The 23,120-nt window shown below is 42.4% G+C and carries 18 protein-coding genes; 12 read left to right on the forward strand and 6 right to left on the reverse strand.

Features of this window, described 5'->3' with window-relative positions:
• Positions 1–120 precede the first annotated feature (120 nt).
• From AXF23_RS09585 to AXF23_RS09595, 4 genes are all read left to right on the forward strand, one after another.
• On the forward strand, positions 121–792 hold the full coding sequence (locus tag AXF23_RS09585; RefSeq protein WP_233251276.1) for a hypothetical protein: 672 nt from the start codon (positions 121–123) through the stop codon (positions 790–792).
• A 131-nt stretch (positions 793–923) separates the two neighbouring features.
• Positions 924–1,379, forward strand: a complete 456-nt coding sequence (locus tag AXF23_RS16300) for a hypothetical protein (RefSeq protein ID WP_233251277.1) — start codon at positions 924–926, stop codon at positions 1,377–1,379.
• 6 nt (positions 1,380–1,385) lie between these two features.
• Entirely contained in the window at positions 1,386–1,784 is a 399-nt protein-coding gene (locus AXF23_RS16305; protein ID WP_255413683.1) for a GLPGLI family protein, read from the forward strand.
• 4 nt (positions 1,785–1,788) lie between these two features.
• The gene (locus tag AXF23_RS09595; protein ID WP_233251278.1) at positions 1,789–4,368 is read left to right on the forward strand and encodes a TonB-dependent receptor; all 2,580 of its coding nucleotides are present in this window, start codon (positions 1,789–1,791) and stop codon (positions 4,366–4,368) included.
• A 619-nt stretch (positions 4,369–4,987) separates the two neighbouring features.
• Here the strand turns inward: AXF23_RS09595 and AXF23_RS09600 are convergent.
• The 4 genes from AXF23_RS09600 to AXF23_RS09615 form a co-directional block, all read right to left on the reverse strand.
• Positions 4,988–5,746 (reverse strand): succinate dehydrogenase/fumarate reductase iron-sulfur subunit, encoded by a 759-nt coding sequence (locus AXF23_RS09600; protein WP_009011083.1) that lies wholly within the window; start codon positions 5,744–5,746, stop codon positions 4,988–4,990.
• 47 nt (positions 5,747–5,793) lie between these two features.
• On the reverse strand, positions 5,794–6,147 hold the full coding sequence (locus tag AXF23_RS09605) for a four helix bundle protein (protein ID WP_107625148.1): 354 nt from the start codon (positions 6,145–6,147) through the stop codon (positions 5,794–5,796).
• 110 nt (positions 6,148–6,257) lie between these two features.
• Positions 6,258–8,240, reverse strand: a complete 1,983-nt coding sequence (locus AXF23_RS09610) for a fumarate reductase/succinate dehydrogenase flavoprotein subunit (RefSeq protein WP_009011084.1) — start codon at positions 8,238–8,240, stop codon at positions 6,258–6,260.
• A 37-nt stretch (positions 8,241–8,277) separates the two neighbouring features.
• Positions 8,278–8,955 (reverse strand): succinate dehydrogenase/fumarate reductase cytochrome b subunit, encoded by a 678-nt coding sequence (locus tag AXF23_RS09615; RefSeq protein ID WP_009011085.1) that lies wholly within the window; start codon positions 8,953–8,955, stop codon positions 8,278–8,280.
• A gap of 778 nt (positions 8,956–9,733) precedes the next feature.
• Between AXF23_RS09615 and AXF23_RS09620 the strand changes: the two genes are divergently transcribed.
• The gene (locus AXF23_RS09620; protein ID WP_233251279.1) at positions 9,734–10,279 is read left to right on the forward strand and encodes a hypothetical protein; all 546 of its coding nucleotides are present in this window, start codon (positions 9,734–9,736) and stop codon (positions 10,277–10,279) included.
• A 160-nt stretch (positions 10,280–10,439) separates the two neighbouring features.
• Here AXF23_RS09620 and AXF23_RS09625 read toward each other — a convergent pair whose 3' ends face one another.
• Together AXF23_RS09625 and AXF23_RS09630 are read right to left on the reverse strand one after the other, a co-directional pair.
• Positions 10,440–13,025 carry a beta-N-acetylglucosaminidase domain-containing protein gene (locus tag AXF23_RS09625; protein WP_107625149.1) on the reverse strand — a complete coding sequence of 862 codons (2,586 nt, stop codon included), beginning with the start codon at positions 13,023–13,025 and terminating at the stop codon, positions 10,440–10,442.
• Between the two features lie 1,082 nt (positions 13,026–14,107).
• The gene (locus tag AXF23_RS09630) at positions 14,108–15,313 is read right to left on the reverse strand and encodes an MFS transporter (protein WP_107625150.1); all 1,206 of its coding nucleotides are present in this window, start codon (positions 15,311–15,313) and stop codon (positions 14,108–14,110) included.
• A gap of 444 nt (positions 15,314–15,757) precedes the next feature.
• On the opposite strand from AXF23_RS09630, the gene AXF23_RS09635 reads away from it, so the two are divergent.
• From AXF23_RS09635 to AXF23_RS09665, 7 genes are all read left to right on the forward strand, one after another.
• Positions 15,758–16,573, forward strand: a complete 816-nt coding sequence (locus AXF23_RS09635) for a transporter (RefSeq protein WP_107625151.1) — start codon at positions 15,758–15,760, stop codon at positions 16,571–16,573.
• A gap of 124 nt (positions 16,574–16,697) precedes the next feature.
• The gene (gene mnmG / locus AXF23_RS09640; protein WP_107625152.1) at positions 16,698–18,569 is read left to right on the forward strand and encodes a tRNA uridine-5-carboxymethylaminomethyl(34) synthesis enzyme MnmG; all 1,872 of its coding nucleotides are present in this window, start codon (positions 16,698–16,700) and stop codon (positions 18,567–18,569) included.
• A gap of 117 nt (positions 18,570–18,686) precedes the next feature.
• Positions 18,687–19,217 carry an adenine phosphoribosyltransferase gene (locus tag AXF23_RS09645; RefSeq protein WP_107625153.1) on the forward strand — a complete coding sequence of 177 codons (531 nt, stop codon included), beginning with the start codon at positions 18,687–18,689 and terminating at the stop codon, positions 19,215–19,217.
• Positions 19,218–19,520: 303 nt separating this feature from the next.
• Positions 19,521–21,356, forward strand: coding sequence for an excinuclease ABC subunit UvrC (gene uvrC, locus AXF23_RS09650; RefSeq protein WP_107625855.1), 1,836 nt, complete (start codon positions 19,521–19,523; stop codon positions 21,354–21,356).
• 31 nt (positions 21,357–21,387) lie between these two features.
• Positions 21,388–21,840 carry a D-aminoacyl-tRNA deacylase gene (dtd, locus tag AXF23_RS09655; protein WP_107625154.1) on the forward strand — a complete coding sequence of 151 codons (453 nt, stop codon included), beginning with the start codon at positions 21,388–21,390 and terminating at the stop codon, positions 21,838–21,840.
• A gap of 98 nt (positions 21,841–21,938) precedes the next feature.
• Positions 21,939–22,271 (forward strand): nucleotide pyrophosphohydrolase, encoded by a 333-nt coding sequence (locus AXF23_RS09660; RefSeq protein WP_025838401.1) that lies wholly within the window; start codon positions 21,939–21,941, stop codon positions 22,269–22,271.
• Between the two features lie 10 nt (positions 22,272–22,281).
• The gene (locus tag AXF23_RS09665) at positions 22,282–23,118 is read left to right on the forward strand and encodes a CPBP family intramembrane glutamic endopeptidase (protein WP_107625155.1); all 837 of its coding nucleotides are present in this window, start codon (positions 22,282–22,284) and stop codon (positions 23,116–23,118) included.
• The last annotated feature ends 2 nt before the right edge of the window (positions 23,119–23,120 follow it).

The raw sequence follows: 23,120 nt of genomic DNA on the forward strand, positions 1-23,120 counted from the left end.
ATGTTTTGTGTAGTATTAATTTGATAAATAATTGATAATCAAACATAGGGTATTGTAACGAGGAGTAAAATCTGATTTGTAGGACACAGTCATATCAAAATTATTTTGTTACTTTGCCTCATGCACGCAAATGTACAGACACGATTCAACCCTGCAACAGGCGACATGGCTCCTTATTATCGCATCAAGGAGTCATATCGTGACGTGCAGGGTCATGTACATTCGCTAATTCTGTTGAACATCGGGTTCGAACCTTCACTTACTGCTGTACAGGTTCGAAAGATTGCATACGCTCTTACCAAACGATTCAAGACCAGAAGTACACCCTCGCTTTTCAAAGAACACCTTGAGGGTCTTACTCCTATTGAACAGGCAAAGGCTGACGAATGTTGGAGCCGTATGGAGAAAGAAGGTGGAATCGATAGGTTTAATAAGGAAGAACAGAAGTCGCTGAGAAAATATGAGAACTACATAGACCTTGAGACGGCAAACTATACTGACGCAAGGTATGTTGATGCTGAGTGGCTCTGCAAGCAGACAATAGACAAGCTGCAATTAGAGGTTTTTCTGCGTAAAAATGGCTGGACGGAGAATACGATACACACGGCTTTGTCAGCATTGATTGTCCGTACGGTATATGCAGTTTCTGAACGTTCATCTTATTATTATTTGCGCGATAACTCGGCTGCTGGAGAACTTTGCAGTGGAATTCCTGGCTGGACACTAGGAATCAATTCTCTGTATAAAATCACAGACAAATTATATGAACTAAAGGAACAATATGTAAAATAAGAAAAAAGGCTTGTCTATTTCTCTCTTTTTACCTATATTTGCAGGAATAAGAATAGGAAGAAAATAACCTGAGGGCAAATACACGAGTCTTGAGTCATGCTTGCAATGTTCAAACCTAAAAACCTATCCAAATGAAGAAGTACATAATCTTACTTATCCTTCTCATCAGCACGACTTGTTTGTCAGCTCAGACACTTGATTTCTCTAAGTTAGAAGGGCGGTGGGACACAACCAAGACGGTACAATTTGAGTCTGCACAGTATCAGATCGTTTATGATTACAAGTATGCAAAAGACGCAAAGTATCCTGATGCAAAACGTACGGCAGTAACAATTCTAAGAATTGGTACACAACACAATATGTTCATTGACTATGGACAACTTACCTTCGACTCTATCTCCGCTTCAATTGCAAGAGGGGAATCTCAGGCGACATCGGATGGTCCAAAGCTTATCGGTGCTTTAAAAAGCATAGGATTTCAAGAACTCATCCTTCTGAATAGAGAGACAAAAAAAGAGTTTATCCAACGTAAAGCAGGAGGACTTCAAAGGTATCAATATGAAGAAGAAGCTCCTCAGTTGGAGTGAGAATTACTGCAAGGAGACAGTACTATTGCCGGATATCAGTGCCAAAAGGCTAAGACAAGACTCTTTGGACGAGATTACATAGCCTGGTATGCACCTGATGTAGAGTTGCCATACGGACCCTATAAGTTCTATGGATTACCTGGACTCATCTTTAAGGTGCAGGACACACAGAACAACTTCATTTTCACCTTGACAGGATTAGAGAAGGTAAAGAGCTATACTCCAATCTACATGTACGACAAAAGTGCTGTGACGAAGAGTACCCGAAAGACTGTCAGACAAATGTACAAGAACTATTGTGCTGACCCTATAAAAGCCTTAACAGGAGATGGAAGCATTACCGTATCGGCTGATGTTGCAGCAACAGTGAATGCAAAGCCTTACAATCCGATAGAATTAGAATAACATCTTGCGACGGCTACTTCTTTTATTCTACCTCCTTACCACCTGTTTCACCCTTTTTGCACAGCAGGAGGAAGCGCTGGTAAAGCTAACGATTGAGGTCAGGGACTCTGCCAGCCTCCAACCGTTAGCAGATGTAATGTGCCGCATAGTAAGTCCAAAGGGCAAGATGCTGAGCTATAAGATTGCTGACGGAAGGGGCAACCTCAGCCTCACAGCACACCAAGAGGATGCACTGGTGTTCACACTCATTGGTTACAGTAAACGGAAAATAAACGTAGCTGACATCCATCAGACTACAAATCAGCCAGCTATTATCCTACTGTCTTCCAAGCAGGTGGAACTAAAAGAAGTCGTCGTAAAACTCTCTCCTATAAGAAAACAAGGTGACACACTGGTCTACAATGTTGGTTCTTTTCTACAGAAGGGTGACCGTCATTTAGAAGATGTACTCAAAAAACTACCGGGAATCAAGGTTTCTGAAAACGGTTCAGTATCTTATCAAGGTCGTGCAATCAACCGATTTTATATTGAAGGACAGGACATGATGGGTAACAACTATACGCAAGCAACCCGCAATATGCCTATTAATGCGGTGCGTAATGTCGAAGTTTTGGAGAATCATCAACCTGTTAAGATGATGCAAGGACGCAAACCATCAGAATCAGCAGCATTAAATATCCGCCTTGACAAGAACCACAAGGCTCGTCCTTTTGGGGAGATTACTGGTAGCTTAGGCCTCAAACCCACTGTTTGGGACAATCAGCTGTTTCTCACACAGGTGACGAAACATTCGCAAACACTTGTTTCTGCCAAAATGAGTAACACGGGAAAAGACCTTTCTAAGGAAACTAAAGAGCATATTGATGTCTATAATCTCGATGCATACGAGCCACTTCCACAGGGTGTTCTGCAAGAAGACATAAGCCAAGAGGCTCTCCCACAAGAGCGATACTTACAGAACAAGTCTTATAGCGCAGGTTTTAATAATATCATTACACTATCGAAAGATATAACACTACGCAGTAACGTTCTTCTTTATGAGGATCATGCTGGATATAACCAATCGACTACAAACTATTATGGAGGACTTACTCCTATCACATTAGAGACGTCAGAATGGATGAAGCAACGCATATTTCGCATCGTACCAACACTGAAATACGAAGAAAATAGCACGCATAGATTCTTTTCTGACGAACTTAAATACTCCTTTGGACGACAGACAACCGAAAATCAAGTAGTCACGAATGGGATTGGAATTACTGAGCAGATACGCATAAAACCGTCTTATATCAAAAACTATCTGTCTTCTTCCTTCAAATTAGGGAAAAGTATGCTGCAAATCCACTCGCTCCTTAGATACACTGACCGTAGGGAAGAACTGTCAACTGCCTCTGATTCCTTACCACTCTATAATGTTACAGAATGCTTTGCAACACGGTCAACTATGACCAGAAACAGTATTACAACATCAATCCCTACACTCGGAAATGATTTGGATATATCCTTACAAGCTTATTACAGGAATAACTCGTACAATTATCAAGGTGATATCTATCATCGTACATTCAAACTACAAGGTGAACCGGGCTACACATGGAAATATACAAAGCAAAGCTATGTTAGCTTTGGACTTCCTATTGAATGGACAAGAATCAGCCTTTCAGAGAAGAACAACAAACTGTCTGTACGCAACTTCATAGCGTTTAAGCCCTACTTGACTTTACAACAAGTACTGACGAGCAAACTGACAGTAAACCTATCTTCCTCAATCTCTACAGATGACAACTCTCTTGATTTCTATGCTTTGAAGCCTTTAAGAGAGGGATACAGAAACATACAGGTAACAGGAAATGACGTTTATAAGTCTACACACCTATACACTTCGCTCCATTTCCGCTATCGTAATCTCGCAACGATGCTCTTTGCTAACCTTTCACTTACCTACTCTGATACAAGAAGCGAGGCTTATTGCCACTATGAGTACAACGACTCAATGACAATTATGAAATGGGTAAGAGGCAGTAACCACCGGCATAGCACTGCTATAACTGCCATGTTGGACAAGACTTTCATCCCCATAGGCGTTTCCTTAAAGTTTGATGCGACATATAACAGAGATTCTTATCTTGTTTCACAATCAGGTGTTATGGTCAATAACCATTCTCACCACGCTTCAGGAACGTTCACCACAAGTTTCCAAAAGATATCTTGGCTGCGCCTATCAGCCGCTTTTACAGCTAAATATTACTGGGAACGGAGTAGTATCATGAAGTTGGATGTTCTTTCGTCCTATACAACCAATGTAGCTCTTTACCTCTTCCCTACAAAGAAGTTGGAACTAAAAATGAAGTTCTATAACCTTACAAACGAAGTTATGGATGGACATTACCATACATGTAGCCTATTAGATGGCGACTTCAACTACAAGATTAATAATATGTGGGAGCTGGGAGTATCTGGGACAAACCTATTAAACAGCAAATCTTACAGTATTACGCAGAATACAGGTATCAATACTTTCAACACATTCCTGCCTTTACGTGGCCGTGAAATACTATTCCGCTTACAACTGAGATTGTAATAACATCAGTATCTTATACGAACAGTCAATTCACATACCACTGACATTTGTAAACAATTTTAGATACATTAATCCAATACATGCTCTTTTGGCTTCTAAAAGACGCCTAATTGACTTGCAGAAGACGCCCTTTTGAAGGCTAACTAAGGCCCTTTTGAAGGCTAACAAAGCACCTTTTATCTTACTACTATATAACTACTTGATTCTATGCTGATTGCGAACTTGCTTTTATATGTACTTTTGCTGTTATTTATAGATATCTTACTCGAAATTATGTAACGATTTTTCAAAGTCTTATCCATGGAATTAACCGTTGTTTATCGCTATAAATAACAAGTCTACTCATCAACTTCTCAACTCGTAAACTATCAATTAGAGACTTCTAATTAAACAGATTACGTTGCGATAAGGATTCGTGTAATTAGCGCAATTCGTAGTCGGTGAAAGTAAAATCATAAAATTCAAAGGTCAATAAGAGGTTCAAATCATAAAGTATTGCATACTAACTTAACTAAGACATATAAACAAAAATCCCATAACTCATATACAAGAGCTATGGGATTTCATATTCTAAATAAGCTTGGTCACAGTCTATAGGACTACTACCAGTGGCTTATGATTAATCAGCAAACTTTGCCTTGATAAACTCACGGTTCAAACGAGCGATGTTAGCAATCTTCTCGTTCTTAGGACATACTGCCTCGCAAGCACGAGTGTTAGTACAGTTACCGAAGCCAACCTCGTCCATCTTAGCAACCATTGCCTTAGCACGCTTAGCAGCCTCAGGCTTACCCTGTGGCAAGAGAGCCAACTGACTAACCTTAGATGATACGAAGAGCATTGCAGAACCATTCTTACAAGCTGCAACACAAGCACCACAACCGATACATGTTGCACAGTCCATAGCCTCATCAGCATTGTCCTTAGAGATAAGAATAGCGTTTGCATCCTGTGCTTGACCAGTGCGGATTGTTGTGTAACCACCAGCCTGGATAATCTTATCGAATGCTGTACGGTCTACCATACAGTCCTTGATAACAGGGAAACCAGCCGAACGCCATGGTTCAACAGTGATTATATCACCATCGTTGAAACGGCGCATGTAGAGCTGACAGGTTGTTGCACCACGCTCTGTCTTACCATGTGGAGTACCATTAATATATAGTGAGCACATACCGCAGATACCCTCGCGGCAGTCGTGATCGAAGACGAATGGTTCATCACCAGCCTCTATCAACTCCTCGTTGAGGATGTCGAGCATCTCAAGGAAAGAGGTGTCATCTGGGATATTCTTCATCTCATGTGTATCGAAATGACCCTGATCTTGTGGGCCGTTCTGCTTCCAATACTTAATTGTGAATGATATATTCTTTGCCATTGTATTATGTTTTAGTTGACAAGTAAACAAGTTATAAAGTAAACAAGTTATTTGTTCAGAGATTTAATCAAAGACGTTAGCATCCTAATTATGCCTTGGGTCTTATCGCATAGTTGCCGTGCAAGTTCTGTCGGGATATACCCTAAGTCTTTTGATAGAATCAATTGAGTTTCTAACTCACACGCAGAACCTAATGCTATACTAAGGAATCTCTCAGTTTCACGAGTATGGATTCTGCCATAGCCTTCTGCTATGTTCGAGGGAATTGATACAACGGCTCTACGCATTTGGGAAGCTAATCCAAATAGTTCTTCCCGTGGATATGTCTTTGTAGCTTTGTATACTTCTAGGACAAGTTCCATTGCTTTCTGCCATACAATCAAATCCTTGTGAGTATTCATCGACCTTGTTTGTATTACATCTTGTATATTGTCTGTATTATACTAATAGAATATGTTTAAGGCAGAACAAGCTGACAACTTGTCAACTTGTTCTCCCGTCAACTCGTCAACTAGTTTTTATAATTACGTGTTTGTACCTTGATTGCCTCATACTCGAGAGGTTCCTTGATAAGCTCTGGAGTCTTGGTGTCATCACCCTGATACTCCCAACAGCCAACATAGAAGAAGTTCTCGTCGTCACGCTTAGCCTCACCTTCCTCTGTCTGGTGCTCCTCACGGAAGTGACCACCACAACTCTCCTCACGATGCAATGCATCATAAGCTACGAGCTCACCCATGAGGATGAAGTCACGGAGGTGGATTGCCTTATCAAGCTCAACATTCAAGCCTTCCTTCTTACCAGGGATAAAGAGGTTAGTGTTGAATTCCTCGCGGAGAGCCTTCAACTGCTTGAGACCTTCCTCGAGTCCTTCTTTGGTACGACCCATACCTACATACTCCCACATAATATGACCCAACTCCTTGTGTATAGAGTCAACAGAACGCTTACCATGGATACTCATCAAGCGATCAATCTCTGCACTGACAGCCTTCTCAGCCTCATCAAACTCAGGGCGATCGGTTGGAACCTTTGCCCAGAGTGCCTGATCAGCAAGATAGTTCTGAATAGTATATGGCAACACAAAGTAACCATCAGCAAGACCCTGCATCAAAGCAGAAGCACCAAGACGGTTAGCTCCGTGGTCAGAGAAATTACACTCACCAATAGAGAACAGACCAGGAACGGTTGTCATCAGCTCGTAGTCAACCCAAATACCACCCATTGTGTAGTGGATAGCAGGGAAGATCATCATTGGATTGTAGTACTTCACGCCGTTAATCTCATTAGCGAGCTCACCTGGGTTAACGTCTGTAATCTCCTCATACATATCGAAGAGGTTACCATAACGCTGAAGAATTGTATCAATACCGAGGCGGTTGATAGACTCAGAGAAGTCGAGGAACACAGCAAGACCAGTGTTGTTAACACCGAAACCATGGTCGCAACGCTCCTTAGCAGCACGTGATGCAACGTCACGTGGTACGAGGTTACCGAAGGCAGGGTAGCGACGCTCCAAGTAGTAGTCGCGGTCTTCCTCTGGAATATCAGAGCCCTTCTTTGTACCAGCCTGCAATGCCTTAGCATCTTCGAGTTTCTTAGGAACCCAGATACGACCATCATTACGCAGAGACTCTGACATCAATGTCAACTTAGACTGCTTGTCGCCATGTACAGGAATACAGGTTGGGTGAATCTGAACGTAAGATGGGTTAGCCATGTAAGCACCCTTACGATAGCACTGAACAGCGGCTGTACAGTTACAACCCATAGCGTTGGTTGAAAGGAAGTAAGTGTTACCATAGCCACCAGTTGCTATAACAACTGCGTTTGCAGTGAAGCGCTCTAGCTTACCAGTTACGAGGTTCTTCGCAATGATACCACGTGCATGACCGTCAACGATTACGACGTCTTCCATCTCATAACGTGTATAGAGCTTTACCTTACCAGCCTGAATCTGTGCGCTTAATGATGAGTATGCACCAAGCAACAACTGCTGACCTGTCTGTCCCTTAGCATAGAAGGTACGGCTTACCTGAGCACCACCAAAGGAACGGTTAGCCAACATACCGCCATACTCACGAGCGAATGGCACGCCCTGAGCAACGCACTGGTCGATGATGTCGTTAGACACTTCTGCCAAACGATAAACGTTAGCTTCACGTGCACGATAGTCACCACCTTTCACCGTATCATAGAACAAACGGTAAACAGAGTCACCATCGTTCTGATAGTTCTTAGCAGCATTGATACCACCCTGTGCAGCGATTGAGTGTGCACGACGTGGTGAGTCTTGGATGCAGAAGTTATATACGTTGAAGCCCATCTCACCGAGAGAAGCGGCAGCACTGGCACCAGCCAGACCGGTACCAACAACGATAACATCCAGTTTCAGTTTATTTTTTGGGTTAACCAAACGCTGATGAGCCTTGTAGTTAGTCCACTTCTCGGCTACAGGACCTGCTGGTATTTTGGAATCTAATATCTTTGTCATGATTGTTTTGAATTTAGTTTTCAATTTAGATACTTAACTATGCAAGGCTAGGAGCACATCCGAAAGCGAATGCGAGAACTACAACGAGGAAGCCGAGCATCAACAGCGTAACATAGATGTTACCAATGGTCTTCCAACGATTGAACCATACTTTACCGTTGATACCAACAGTCTGCATAGCACTCCAGAAACCGTGAGAGAGGTGGAACCACAATGCACAAATCCAAACAATGTAGAGAACTACATACACAGGATTAGAGAAAGTGTGATGAATGTAAGCAAAACCATCAGCTGGTTCATACATAAATTTGACATGAAGAAGCTCTGCAAACATCATATTGTACCAGAAATTGAAGAGGTGAAGTCCAAGACCAAGCAACACGATAAGACCGAGAACAAGCATATTCTGGCTTGCCCACTCTACTGCTGCAGGCTTCTCTGTGACAGCATAACGATTGTCACCACGTGCACGGCGGTTCTGCGCTGTAAGGATAAACGCATAAACGATGTGACAAACTGCCAATGCGCCAAGACCAACCGTAGCTGCTACTGCATACCAGTTGGCACCCAACAACGCACAAATCATGTTGTAAGCATCTTTAGAGAAGAGCGCAACAAGATTCATACAGCAGTGGAACGTCATGAATAGGATCAGGGCCATGCCAGTCACTGACATAATCACCTTTCTACCAATAGATGAATTGATTAACCACATAAATGTTTTGATTTTAAATATTTAATACTGTTAGAATTATTATTCCTATATGTATGAATGCAACGAGAAGGCCGTTCTCAGTCTCCTCATCGTAATTATTGTTCATTAAATCAGATACCAAGATGTTGGTATGAGCGCATACATTATGCGTTGCAAAAATACTATATTTTAATGATTTATCAAAGTATTTTAAATAAAATGTATAGTATTTAGACTTAAAATAAGGAGGCTCAGGCTATCCTAATAAATGAGGATAGTTTTAGAAGACGCACAAACCTCGAAAATTAAACAAAATCTTTCGGTGTTGTATAGTAATTTTAAGTCATCAGTGAAGTGGAACAAAAAGATTAGTACTGGCTGATAAACTCTTCCCATATTAGTGATCTATTAGCACATTACTATGTGTTATTAAGACCTATTCTTCCCATCTTTAGCCGATGTGTTAGTACTCAGCACATGCCGTGCGATTGGTAAGCACCAATGGTGCGGAGCGTTAGCACCAATGGTGCGGAGGGCTAAATATCTTGCTGTATGTTACAGAAGTGGAGGCAACTTGTTGTTAGCAAGTACCGAAAACGAAGTCAACCTATCTAAAATCTATCCAACATTTGTTTATTTAAAAACTATTATCTACATTTGCAGCAATATCAATGTTACTTTACAAGAACTGCAACAAAACAGCTACTATTCGCAAACAAAGGTGACGAAAAGCATTTATTGAATTCAAACATTCACAGAATTCTAATGAATGAATGTATCAACATTAAAGAATTAAGCAATGAAAAAGACTATTTTAAGCTTATTACTTACATTGTCCTGCATGGTTGTCAACGCACAAGATAACAATCTGGACTATAAGAGCAGACCAGCTTTTTTGAGGTCAATATTCAACAACTGTAAAAGCGAGATAGAGCTATCTATGGATGCTTATGCCAACCTCCATATCGTTGTGGGCAAGACAATCGCCATCAAGGGTAAAGCTCCAGAAGCATATTTCATTGTTATACCTGACGAAGATGACGTATGTGACAAGTTCTATAAGGTTTACAACGCTCATTTTAACGGCGTAAGCGTACAATACAGTACCTATGCTTATGCTGACGTATTAAGTCTGACTATCAATAAAGAAGACTATCATATAAACGAATATGATGGTGCATGTGATTCGCATATCAAAAACTTAAGGCATCAATATAAGAAGACTAAGACCGGAGAAATCCTAACGTTGACTTGCACCAAAGACATTCCTTTGTTTAGTGACTATTCCAATCGCAGGGTTATCTTGAAGAAAGGTTCAGTGTTAACCTTTAACGTAAAGAAATAAATTCGGGCTTCATCACCTCATTTCTCAGTTTATCATTCACTCGAACATATTACAAACAAATAGGGGCAGACGCCATCGTCTGTCCCTATTGTTATTTATTTGTTGACTTTCAACAAGCAACTTGTCTACTTGTAGACTCGTCAACTCGTCAACCAATGTCTTACTTCTTTGGAATAATCTCGAACACTTCAGCCTTGCCAATCAGCTCCATACGCGTTACTTTCTTTGCCACATTAACAGTGAAGAAAGGCTCATTAGAAGTGAACTCAGCCTTTAGCTTGTTACGCTTATCATACTGACAAATGCGAACAGAGCCACCCTCTGGCAATGAGAGAAGGAAGGTGTAAGAAGTCATACCACTTGGTACCTCAAACGAAACAGCACCAGTATTCTTGAAAGACGTACTTGGCTGATGGTCGAACGCACGAAGGACGGCATCAGAAGCAGCGTTAGTACCACCAAACTCAAGCGTTGCAGCACCATCAGGAACCACTACGAACGAGCGAATAGCAGCCCAGTTCTTACGGTCGGAGTCAAGACGACGCAAACGAATATAACGTGCTTGCACCGGCTCACCCTGCCAAAGAATGTCATACTGGTTCTTCAAATCACCCAACATTGGCTTCCATGTCTTGCCATCAACCGAATATTCAAGTGTTGCATGGTCGTAGAAGTCGCAATCATCCTTAGAGTTACGACCCTGAAGGATATGCACCTCACGTACAGCCATTGGTTCAGGGAGGGCAACACCCATCCAGTCACCAGCCTTCTGAGCTTCCCCAGAGGTGTAATGTGTTGTACTATCGCCATCAAGCATCAATCCTGCTTGTGTCGTCTTTAGGCTCTTATAAGACCCGATACCACGTAGTGTGAATGCTTTCTCGCCTGAGAGCTTCTCATAGAAAGCGTCACCGAGGTCGTTCATAGCGACGTCATAGAACGGCTGCAATTTCATTGTGCCCGACTTATGTGCCTCATAAGCATTCTTATCGTCCATGGTCATACGGCTCTTAACGTACTGACTCCAGAATTTCAAGTTGTCACCACTACGATAGAGGTCCATCAGTTCGATAGCTTTCTTACCACGTTCGCCTAACTTAGCGAACTCAGTCAGCCAAGGCTTCAGCTCCTTCATCAACAAACTATCTGTGCAACCAGCCTCAATTTCAGCAGGTGCTTTAGCCACACGCTCGAACTCCTCGTATAGTTTATCACGTTTCTCCTTAGTGTAATCAGCCAAACGGAAGGTCTCAGTCTCCCAAGACTCGTCACGACGATAGCCTGTTTCCGTATCGGCAGAATGGATAGCAAAGGTGCGGTAAGCATCCTTCGCACGTGGCATCATCACTTCCAAGCCACGCTCCCAACTGTCGATTGGGTTATAATCAGATGGATTCCATGTATAATCGGCTACACTGTAGAGAGAGAGCTTTGATGCTTCTCCATGCTCCATAGGGTTGCTGACGAGTCCACACATATCCTTATCGGTGAGTGAAGTATCCAAACCATAAACAGGACCCTGCAAGACAAGGTTACGAACATAGTCTGTTACGGCATAGTTCCACCAGAAGAAAGCAGGACGCTTAATGCGACTGTCCACCCAATCGAGCGTACTCTTTGTCACATCGCTACAAACAACATCGCCTGTCCAGAACACACGTACAGATGGGTCGAGGGTCTTACCATAGATGCTCAATGGTCCGTTCTCGTCTGCCTTTGCCCATAACTTAGAATAGTCTGTAGGACAAATAATAAGCGGAGCAACGTCGCCCTTCGCCTTTACAAACTCCTTTGTCAAACGATTCAACAGCTCAACTTGTCGGTTAGGGTTAGTTCCCTCGCCTGAAATATCATCGAAGAAGATAGCAAATGACTTCACACCAGCTTGATACATAAGGTCGAGCTTGTGCTTAAGGTTTTGATAGTCTTCCTCGTTCCACTTGATGTCCTTACCTGGATGAATAGCCCAAACGAAGTCTACACGGTTCTTCTTGCAGGCTGCAACAAGTTCCTTGATGTCCTTCATCTCATTCTCTGGATAAGGCAGACGCCAGTTAGGTGAACTGTGATAAGGGTCGTCCTTTGGTCCATAGATATAAGTATTCATCTTGTACTTACCGTAGAAGTCAATCAATGAAAGACGCACTGCATGTGACCATGGTGTACCATAGAAACCCTCAACAACACCACGATAGGCGAATACTGGTTCATCGCCGATTTCCAAACAAGGTAGTTTCTTACCGCCTTCTACGGATGGGTTCTCCATAATCTGACGTAGTGTCTGAATGCCATAGAACACTCCTAAGTCATCAGCAGCCATAAGTGTGATTCCTTTCTTGGTTATTCTTAGTGTGTAAGCACCGTCTACATCGGCCCCACTCTTCTCCCCATCTTTCAAAACAACAGGTATCTTTACTAATTGTATCTTCATTGGGAAGCCCTTCTCAGCCCGAGAAAGGAAGTTAAGATCAGTCCAATAGTCCCAACTCTGCTTACGAGCAGGCTGCGGTTGGTCAAGTTTAACACCACCACTGATGTCTACTGTTCCCTCACCTGTCAGTTTCACGTAACGTGGTGTAGGGTTAATAACGAGTCCCTGATGGTCTATCTTCTTACCAGGAACAGGATTAACTAACTGCACTTCCGAACGTTGACTGCCTAAGTCGAAGTCATTATCCTGTGCATGGGCTGCCGTTAGGGCACAGAGACCCAAAGCGAAAGTCACTAAAAACTTCTTTTGTTTCATGTAGGTTTATTAATGTTTAGATTCCTGCCTGCCCTTACCTATCGAACAAGCATGTGTGATTATTATTGCGTAATAAAATTGATTGATGCCACAAAGATAATGAATTAATTGGAATTAAACGACCTGTACTATCGTAAATAACGCTTTTCTTGTAAGATTATACACTTATTCCATGATTTCTGGCACGCTGGTGTATCCATTATATAAGCTACCTCAGCTCCATAACAAACCAAAACTCACTGACCGAAGAAAAGTAACGAATGGGAGAGGAGAATGTAAGTTTACCGCTATAAGGCTGCTCGTAAAGGTCCTTGGAAATCTTATCTCTCACAGAGGATACAGAGCTTACAGAACCTTTCAGCACATGTTTAGAGACCATGAACGGCCTTCGGTCGACAGAAGACGCAGAGCATTTTCGCTACTATTGGCTGTAATCTCCGCGACATCGCATGCATAAACAGACCTCTGTGGAACTGTTCCTATAAACAAACACCTGTGTCTATCTATGAGAGAAATCACCGAAGCGACTCCTATAAGGCTACCAACAAAAGAAGACAGGAGGCTGGATAGATAGCGAGGGAATGTTAGGATTTTTCAGCAACTATTCTCCTCTTCGCTCGAGAAGAGGCCGAGGAAGCATCAAGAACATGCCCTTCTACGTTCGAGAACATGCCCTTCTTGCATGTAGAAGACGCCCTTCTTGGAGCAAGAAAGGCGTCTTCTTGAATGCTATTTGTAACGTATTGATTTACTGACGATTGTAGACTTGTTTATAAGAGGTATTATACTCTTTTATTGAAGGAGCTTAGCATGTTTCAACGTAAAGATTTTTTACCACACCCGTAGGGTCCTTTAGCGTCTAAAACTAAAGCGTTATATCATCATTCTACAGGATAGTTGAGCTATTGATTAGTTCTCATTTCTACTACGCTTAACAACCCTAAATAACTTAGAGAGCAGGTTGCTATCATTCTTACCAGTACACATAAACGACTGACTGATAGCTTTGCCTAACCGTAGAAAGGACTACGAGTATGGCAGCAGACGTAGAGAAAGGACAAAAAGTGTTGACGGCCACCACCCTACTCACGCTTCATCTTTGGCAAATAGACGGCTATAATACCTAATAAAGGGAGTAAGGTACTTACCTTAAAGACAAAGAGAATACTCATCTGGTCGGCTAACCAGCCAAAGAAAGTGCTTCCAAGACCACCAAGACCGAACGAGAGTCCATAGAAGATACCGGCTATCGTACCGATATGATTGGGCATAAGGTCGGTTGCATAGACCAATATTGCGGAGAAAGCTGACGCTATGATGAGGCCAATGACAGCCGACAAGATAATCGTCCCAGCAAGACTACCCACGTATGGGAGCATGATTGTGAATGGCGCTGCCCCAAAGATAGAGAACCATATCACGTATTTACGCCCGTAGCGGTCGCCTATCCAGCCTCCAAGAAGGGTTCCGACAACCTCTGCCGCTAAGAAAACAAACAGGCAGAGTTGGGAGGTTTGAATAGAGACTCCGAACTTCTCTATCAGAAAGAAGGTGAAATAGCTAACCATACTCTCTGTATAGAAATTCTTAGAAAACATCAAAACGAAGAGGATAAAGACAAATCCATAGATTTGATGACGGGTATAGCTCTTTGCTGTGGTCCATCGTGCCCTACTCCGTTTACGGACAACTTTCAGTTGTTTGACGTGCCACTTCCCTATAAAAATTAGTATTACGGCTAAAAGAAGGGCTACGAAAGCAAACCAGCGCACACCACTCAGGCCGACAGGAATCACTATCAGAGCTGCAAACAATGGACCTGCTGCGAAGCCACCATTGCCTCCCACTTGGAAAATACTTTGTGCTAAACCATTGCGACCACCAGAGGCTTGCTGCGCTACTTGCGACCCTTGTGGGTGGAAGATAGATGAGCCTAAGCCAAACAACGACACAGAGACTAAGATAACAAGGAAACTATCGGCATACGAAAGCATAAAGATACCGATGAGCGTGAACACCATACTCACTGGTAACTGCCACCAACCATGATGCTTGTCGGCATAGAGTCCGACGAAGGGTTGGATGATGGAGGAGGTTAACTGTAGTACTAACGTTATGATACCCACCTGAAAGAAGGATAATCCAAACTCACTTTTCAACATGGGATAGATAGCTGGTAGCATGGAGTGCATTGTGTCGTCTAAAAGATGACAAAAACTTATCGTGAGCAGAATACCTAAGGCTGTGCGTTCTTCGCTGCTTTCTTCTGTCTTTTTAATTAGTTCCATTTTTTCTGTTATTATGTCCAAACATGCAAAGTTACACATTATCTTTATAAACAAAGAACGTATGGCGTAATAACCATGAGGCCTTGCCGCCTGTTTAGGCGTTTGATTTCTTTCGTCGACAACACCACCGCTTAAGAGGGTTCGGGACATTAGTACAACTTCTGTGGGGCAGTATTGTAACATCTGTGGAACGTTAACACAAAGATAGAAAGGGACAGAAAGGAGGGTTATTAGCCATAAGACAGAGCGCAAAACAGCTGTGATTTTCGAGGATAAGGCATACTTTACTCCCTAAAAAGATTGTTTTCAACCGATTAATGCGTATCTTTGTAGCTGGCATGATAGCCCCCTATATGAAGATGAGTATCAAAGGATAATAGTACAGATAGAGGACTGTAATTCACATCAAAACAAACAGAAACATTATCAAAGAGAAAGAAGACTATGATAGCCTATCTTATAAGTGGTTTGAGGAGAACTCTATGTCTGTCTCTCCTTATGCTCGGCTCTGCGCGCTCTATAGCACAAGAAACGATTGATTTCTCACCTGATGCACCCGGCGCAACGACTGGTGTCGACATCATGAAGCAAGGAAAGATTGATTGGGAGACAGGTATCGTACTTGAATGGGACAGGAAGAACGGCGAACACGCACGTACCTTCACTATCAACACATCTATGTTTCGACTCGGACTGACACCTCAGGCGGAAGTGAGACTACAGATTGATGAATGTATTACTCATACGCCTGAAGGGAATTTTGGGGGTATTGCGAATGCCGCTATTGGTACGAAAATCAAGGTTTATGAGGGTGGGAAGGTGTTTCCAAAGGTTGCCTTTATGGGTACGATGCTCATCCCTGGCGGTAGTAACGCACACTATCTACCTAAGCATTTGGGCTTTCAAGCTCACCTCTTGTTCGAGAACGAGCTGAGTAGTAAGTTCACCTTAGGCTATGACTTGGGAGCAGAATGGAACGGAGACACTGAGAGTCCCGACCTTTTCTTTGGTGCTAACCTCACGTATCAACCGTCAGAAAGATGGAGCTTCTTCGTTGAGAGCTATAATAGATATAACTCAAAACGACAAGACGATTGGGCTAAACCGGGACAAGACAGCCACTTTAACTTTATGAGTGAGGCGGGATTGGCTTATAAGGTATCACCACGTCTGTACGTAAACACTTTCTATGACATCTCTTTCAACGAGTTCTCACGATACAGTAACGTTGGTTTAGGCGTTGCGTGGCTGCTGAATTAAGCGAAAGAGGGGAGTCAGGAAGGAACTTTTCTATCTATAATATAGATATAATTCGAATTTATTTCTTAATTTTGTGACGATATAAATTAGGGGTATTGTGCCCCTATACTTTTGTAAAAAGACGATGAGATTCAAGTATGACGTACTTGTTATCGGTGGTGGACACGCAGGTTGTGAGGCTGCAACAGCAGCTGCCAACATGGGTGCAACGACCTGTTTGATAACAATGGATATGAATAAGATCGGTCAGATGAGCTGTAATCCTGCTGTCGGAGGTATTGCTAAGGGTCAGATAGTCAGAGAGATAGATGCTCTTGGAGGCCACATGGGACTGGTTACCGACGCTACAGCGATTCAGTTTCGTATGCTGAACCGATCTAAAGGACCTGCCGTTTGGAGTCCACGAGCGCAGTGTGATCGTGGTAAATTTATCTGGGAATGGCGCACAATACTCGACCATACGGACCACCTCGACATCTTTCAGGATCAAGCCGACGAGTTGTTGGTAGAGAATGGTAAGGTATTGGGTGTCAAGACAATATGGGGTATTGACATCTACGCACGTACAGTGGTTATCACAGCAGGAACTTTCCTTAACGGACTGATGCACATCGGTAAGCGAAAGGTGGAGGGTGGACGATGTGCAGAACCTGCTGTTCACAACTTTACAGAGAGCATTACGCGTCATGGTATTCGTGCTGATCGCATGAAGACGGGTACGCCTGTGCGCATTGACCGCCGTTCAGTACACTTTGATGAGATGGAACCACAACCGGGAGAGACGGACTATCATCAGTTCTCTTTCTATGGTCCGCATCGCCATCTGCCACAGTTGCCTTGCTGGACATGTAACACGAACGAGGAAGCGCATGAGGTGTTGCGACGTGGAGTGGCTGACTCTCCCCTATTCAATGGGCAGATTAAGAGTACAGGTCCACGCTATTGTCCTTCGATAGAGACGAAACTTGTAACCTTCCCAGACAAGAATAGCCATCCTCTCTTCCTCGAGCCAGAGGGCGTTGACACGAATGAAATGTATCTGAATGGCTTCTCTTCGAGTATGCCTTGGGATATTCAGTTGGAAGCTATACACAAGATTCCTGCGCTACGTGACGCTAAAATCTATCGTCCTGGCTATGCTATCGAGTATGATTACTTTGATCCTACACAGCTGAAGCAGTCTTTGGAGTCGAAAGTAATCGAGGCTTTGTTCTTTGCTGGGCAGGTGAACGGTACGACAGGATACGAGGAAGCTGGCGGACAAGGCTTAGTGGCGGGTATCAATGCTGCCCTACTCTGTGCGGGTAAGGATCCTTTCGTGATGAACAGAGACGAGAGTTATATCGGTGTATTGATTGATGACCTCACGACAAAGGGCGTTGACGAACCTTACCGCATGTTTACTTCGCGTGCGGAATACCGTATTCTCTTGCGCCAAGACGATGCTGATGCACGTCTGACGGAGCGTGCTTATAATATAGGTATAGCTAAACAGGACCGTTACGACTGGTGGATACAGAAGAAGGAGCATATCAATCGTATCCTTGACTTCTGTAATAACACTTCTGTTAAGCCCGAGGTTGTCAATGGATTCTTGGCTCAGTTGGGCACTTCTCCTATCAAGGGAGCAACGAAGATAGTTGACCTTGTTGCACGTCCACAGGTCAACTTTGATAATCTTTCGGCTGTTGTTCCAAGTTTGAAGGAGGCTATCGAGGCTTCTCCTAACCGTAAAGAAGAGATTGCCGAAGCTGCAGAAATAAAACTGAAGTACAAGGGATATATTGAACGTGAACGTGTGTTCGCTGAGAAGATGCACCGACTTGAAGATATAAAAATCAAAGGACACTTCAAGTATAGTGAGCTGCATGACCTCTCAACAGAGTGCCGACAGAAGTTAGAACAGATTCAACCAGAGACGCTCGCACAGGCAAGTCGTATCCCTGGAGTAAGCCCAAGCGATATTAATGTGCTTCTTGTCTTGATGGGGAGATAATGTCTTCGGGGCTCAACAGTATAAAAATGTGAATAAGAGAGGCCTCAGATGAGATTGAGAAAGGTCTCGTTTCACGTGAAACAATTGCATAAAACAAAACTATATAACAATCTGAAAATGAACAAAAAACTATTATTAGACAACCTGAGATGTATCCCAGATTGGCCTATCAAGGGAGTTAATTTCCGTGATGTGACTACCCTATTCAAATCGCCAGAGGCTCTCAAGGAAATTACGGACGAGATGGTCGACTTATACAAGGATAAGGGTGTGACCAAGATTGTGGGTATCGAGAGTCGTGGTTTCGTCATGTCGTCTGCTATTGCGACCCGTTTGGGTGCTGGTATCGTACTCTGTCGTAAACCGGGAAAACTTCCTTGTGAGACTATTCAAGAGAGTTACCAGAAGGAGTATGGCGTAGATACGATAGAAATTCATAAGGATGCTATCGACGAGAACGACGTTGTTCTGCTCCACGATGACCTCCTTGCAACAGGTGGAACGATGAAGGCTGCATGTGACTTGGTTAAGAAGTTCAATCCTAAAAAGGTGTATTGTAATTTCATCATCGAACTCCATTCGGAATTTCCTAACAGCCGTGAACAGTTTGATAAGGATATTGAGATTAGCTCTTTGCTCCAATTCTAACAAACAGACTGTGATGAGAAACGTTCTTTCCTACCCCATATATATAAGGTGGAAAAGCTGAATTATATAAAAGGTGAGAATGAGATAAATTCAAATCAAGGAGGAGCAGCCAACACTAAGGGTCGCTCCTCTTTGCTTTAAGAAGTTGTCCAAGAAGATAGAACTTATCCTCCTAAAACAAAGATAACGTCCCCTACTATGCTCGCTGACGCTTAGCAGGATTCATAACAACGTGGAACACGATTCATGTTCCACGTGAAACAAATCGTCTTAAAAGCCCTTTATACAAAGGAGTTACGCCAAATGAATAAAGAAGAGAACTTGAAGCGAATAGCTTACCTTAAGAACATTGTACTCAATATGCCAGAGAAACCGGGTACATATCAGTTCTATGATAATGAGAAAACAATTATCTATGTGGGTAAAGCGAAGAACCTTAAACGGAGAGTATCATCTTATTTCCATAAAGAGGTAGACCGTTTCAAAACGAAGGTGTTGGTTTCTAAGATTCACGACATCTCATATTCTGTTGTTAAGACAGAGGAAGATGCGCTTCTAATAGAGAACCAACTTATCAAGCAATACAAGCCGAAATACAACGTGTTACTCAAAGATGGCAAGACTTATCCAAGTATTTGCGTAACGAATGAGTATTTTCCACGTATCTTCAAAACACGTACTATCAATAAACGTTATGGTACTTTTTATGGTCCTTATAGCCATATTGGTAGTATGTATGCTATTCTTGATATTATTAAGAAGGTATATAAACCGCGTACTTGTCGCTTTCCTATCACAAAAGAAGGTATCGAACAGGGTAAATACAAACCTTGCTTAGAATATCATCTACATAATTGTGGTGCGCCATGTATCAATAAACAAAGTTATGAAGATTATCAAGAAGCTATAAAACAAGCACGAGAAGTATTGAAGGGAAATACGCGTGATGTTCAAAAACTCCTCAAACAAGAAATGGAAAAGTATGCCGAAGAATTGCGGTTTGAGGATGCAGAGATATGTAAACAACGTTATTTAGCTCTCGATAACTTCGCTGCAAAGAGCGAAATAGTAAGTTACACGATTACAGATGTTGATGTTTTCACTATCGTAAGTGATGATTCAAGAAAGAATGCGTTTATTAATTATATCCATGTAACTAATGGTGCAATCAATCAAAGCTTTACTTATGAATATAAGAGAAAACTCGATGAAACCGATGAAGAGTTGCTTAACGAGGCTATTCCAGAGATTCGAGAACGCTTCAACAGTACTGCAAAAGAGATTATCGTACCTTTTGAACTTGACTTCAAGGTGAAAGATGCTGAATTCTTCATACCTCAACGTGGTGATAAGCATCATCTATTAGAACTCTCTGAGATGAATGCTAAACAGTATAAGTTCGACCGATTAAAACAGACTGAGAAGCTTAATCCTGAACAGAAACAGACTCGCTTGATGCGAGAACTGCAAGAAAAGCTGAAATTATCGAAGCTCCCTTACCACATAGAGTGCTTTGATAACTCTAATATCTCTGGTTCGGACGCTGTCGCAGGATGTATTGTTTATAAAGGGATGAAGCCTTCTAAGAAAGATTACCGTAAATATAACATCAAGACTGTAGTAGGTCCTGACGACTATGCGTCCATGCAGGAGGTCGTAAGACGACGTTACAGCCGTATGCAAGAGGAGGGGTCTCCACTACCCGACCTCATCATTACCGACGGTGGAAAGGGTCAAATGGAGGTGGTAAGAGAGGTTATTGAAGACGAGCTCCACCTGAATATCCCTATTGCCGGACTGGCGAAAGACGACCGTCACCGCACAAATGAACTCCTTTTCGGCTTCCCTCAGCAAACAATAGCACTCGACATCAAGGGCGAACTATTCAAGGTTCTTACCCAGATACAGGACGAAGTGCATCGTTTCGCTATCTCTTTCCATAGAGATAAACGCTCTAAATCACAACTACACAGTGAGTTGGACGATATAAAAGGTATCGGACCGAAGACTAAGGATGCATTATTAAAGGCTTTAAAGACCGTGAAAAGAATCAAAGAAGCTGATATTCAAGTACTTACAAACTCCATCGGAGCAAGTAAAGCAACCATTGTCTATAATTATTTCCATGCTAATCAGTAACTAATTAAAATAAATATTGTACATTTGCGATATGAGAACTGTAATACAACGGGTCACCCAAGCGTCTGTTACTATCGGTGGACAAGTAAAGTCTTCAATAGGGACAGGATTACTGATCCTATTAGGCATTGGAAAAGACGATACTGAAGAGGATATCAACTGGTTGGTAAAGAAAATCATAGGTTTGCGTATTTTCGACGATGAAATGGGCGTAATGAACCGCAGCATCATGGATGTAAATGGTGAAATACTCGTCGTCTCACAGTTCACACTTATGGCAAGTTATAAGAAAGGGAACCGTCCAAGCTGGATTCATGCCGCCCCACACGAGCTCTCTATTCCACTCTATAATCGTTTCTGTGACGCTCTAAGCGAAGCTATAGGGAAACAAGTAGGCACAGGAGAGTTCGGTGCTGACATGAAAGTAGAGCTCCTCAATGATGGTCCTGTAACAATCTGTATGGATACAAAGAATAAGGAATAGTGCTATTTTTCACCTTTTTATCACCATAAAAGTACTTTAAATGGCGAGATATCAATAACATTATCCCCTATAAGGACATAAAAAACAGAACAAAAAACATGACAATACAAGAAGCACAAGAAGCCGTTGACCAGTGGATAAAGCAATATGGCGTTCGTTATTTCAGTGAGTTGACTAACATGGCATGCCTTACAGAAGAGGTTGGGGAGTTGGCTCGCGTCATTTCACGTACCTATGGAGACCAGAGTTTTAAGTCTGGTGAGAAGTCTAACTTAGGAGAAGAGATGGCAGATGTACTGTGGGTACTCCTCTGTTTAGCCAACCAGACGGGCGTGAACCTCACCGATGAGCTTCAAAAAAGCATAGAGAAAAAGACCAAAAGAGACAAAGACAGACACATAAACAACCCTAAGTTAAATAAAAACGAGTAACCTGTACTGTATGAAAGACCATAAAAACATCAAGTTATGGAGAGACATTATCTTCGTAATCGGCGGTATTATCCTCTTTATTATCGGTTCAACTATACTATCACTTGGAGTATATACGGCATCAGAAAGCGACTATTACCTCATAAACATACCAATATTCCTTATTACGGCAGTCGTCCTCTTACTGTTATATAACCTTTTAATAAGATACGTAGAAGCTAATGACGCCTGTAAAATAGCACCCAGAAAAGATATCTCAAGCATAGGAAATGGACTTTTCATCGGCTTTTCCTACTTTATTATAGTAACGGTAACGATGTCACTATGCGGTTATTACCATATAAAAAGCATACAATTCGACTGGGAAAAACAACTCTTCTCCTTTACATTGTTCTTCCTTGTAGCTGTATCAGAAGAAATTTTCTTCAGAGGTATCCTCTTCCGCATGATAAACAGACGATGGAACATATGGGCTGCATTGGTTATTTCAGCATTAATTTTTGGTGGATTGCATATATTCAACGACAATGCAACCCTTTGGTCGTCTATTGCTATAGCCATAGAAGCAGGTTCTTTACTCGGCGCAGCTTATGCATACAGCAAGAATATATGGTTACCCATAGGCATCCATTGGATATGGAACTACACACAAGGTAATATTTTAGGCTTCCCTGTGTCAGGTGAAGACAATGTTACAAGTATTATCACACCCGAAATAAGTGGTCCTCAATGGCTCACAGGAGGCTCTTTTGGCGCAGAAGCATCAGTTATCTCCGCTGTCATAGGTCTACTAATATCACTTTGGTTCATAAGAAAAACCATACAACAGAGGCATTGTGAACAATAAAG

Origin of the sequence: Prevotella sp. oral taxon 313 (assembly GCF_003043935.1) — a bacterium.
Classification (GTDB): Bacteria; Bacteroidota; Bacteroidia; order Bacteroidales; family Bacteroidaceae; genus Prevotella; species Prevotella jejuni.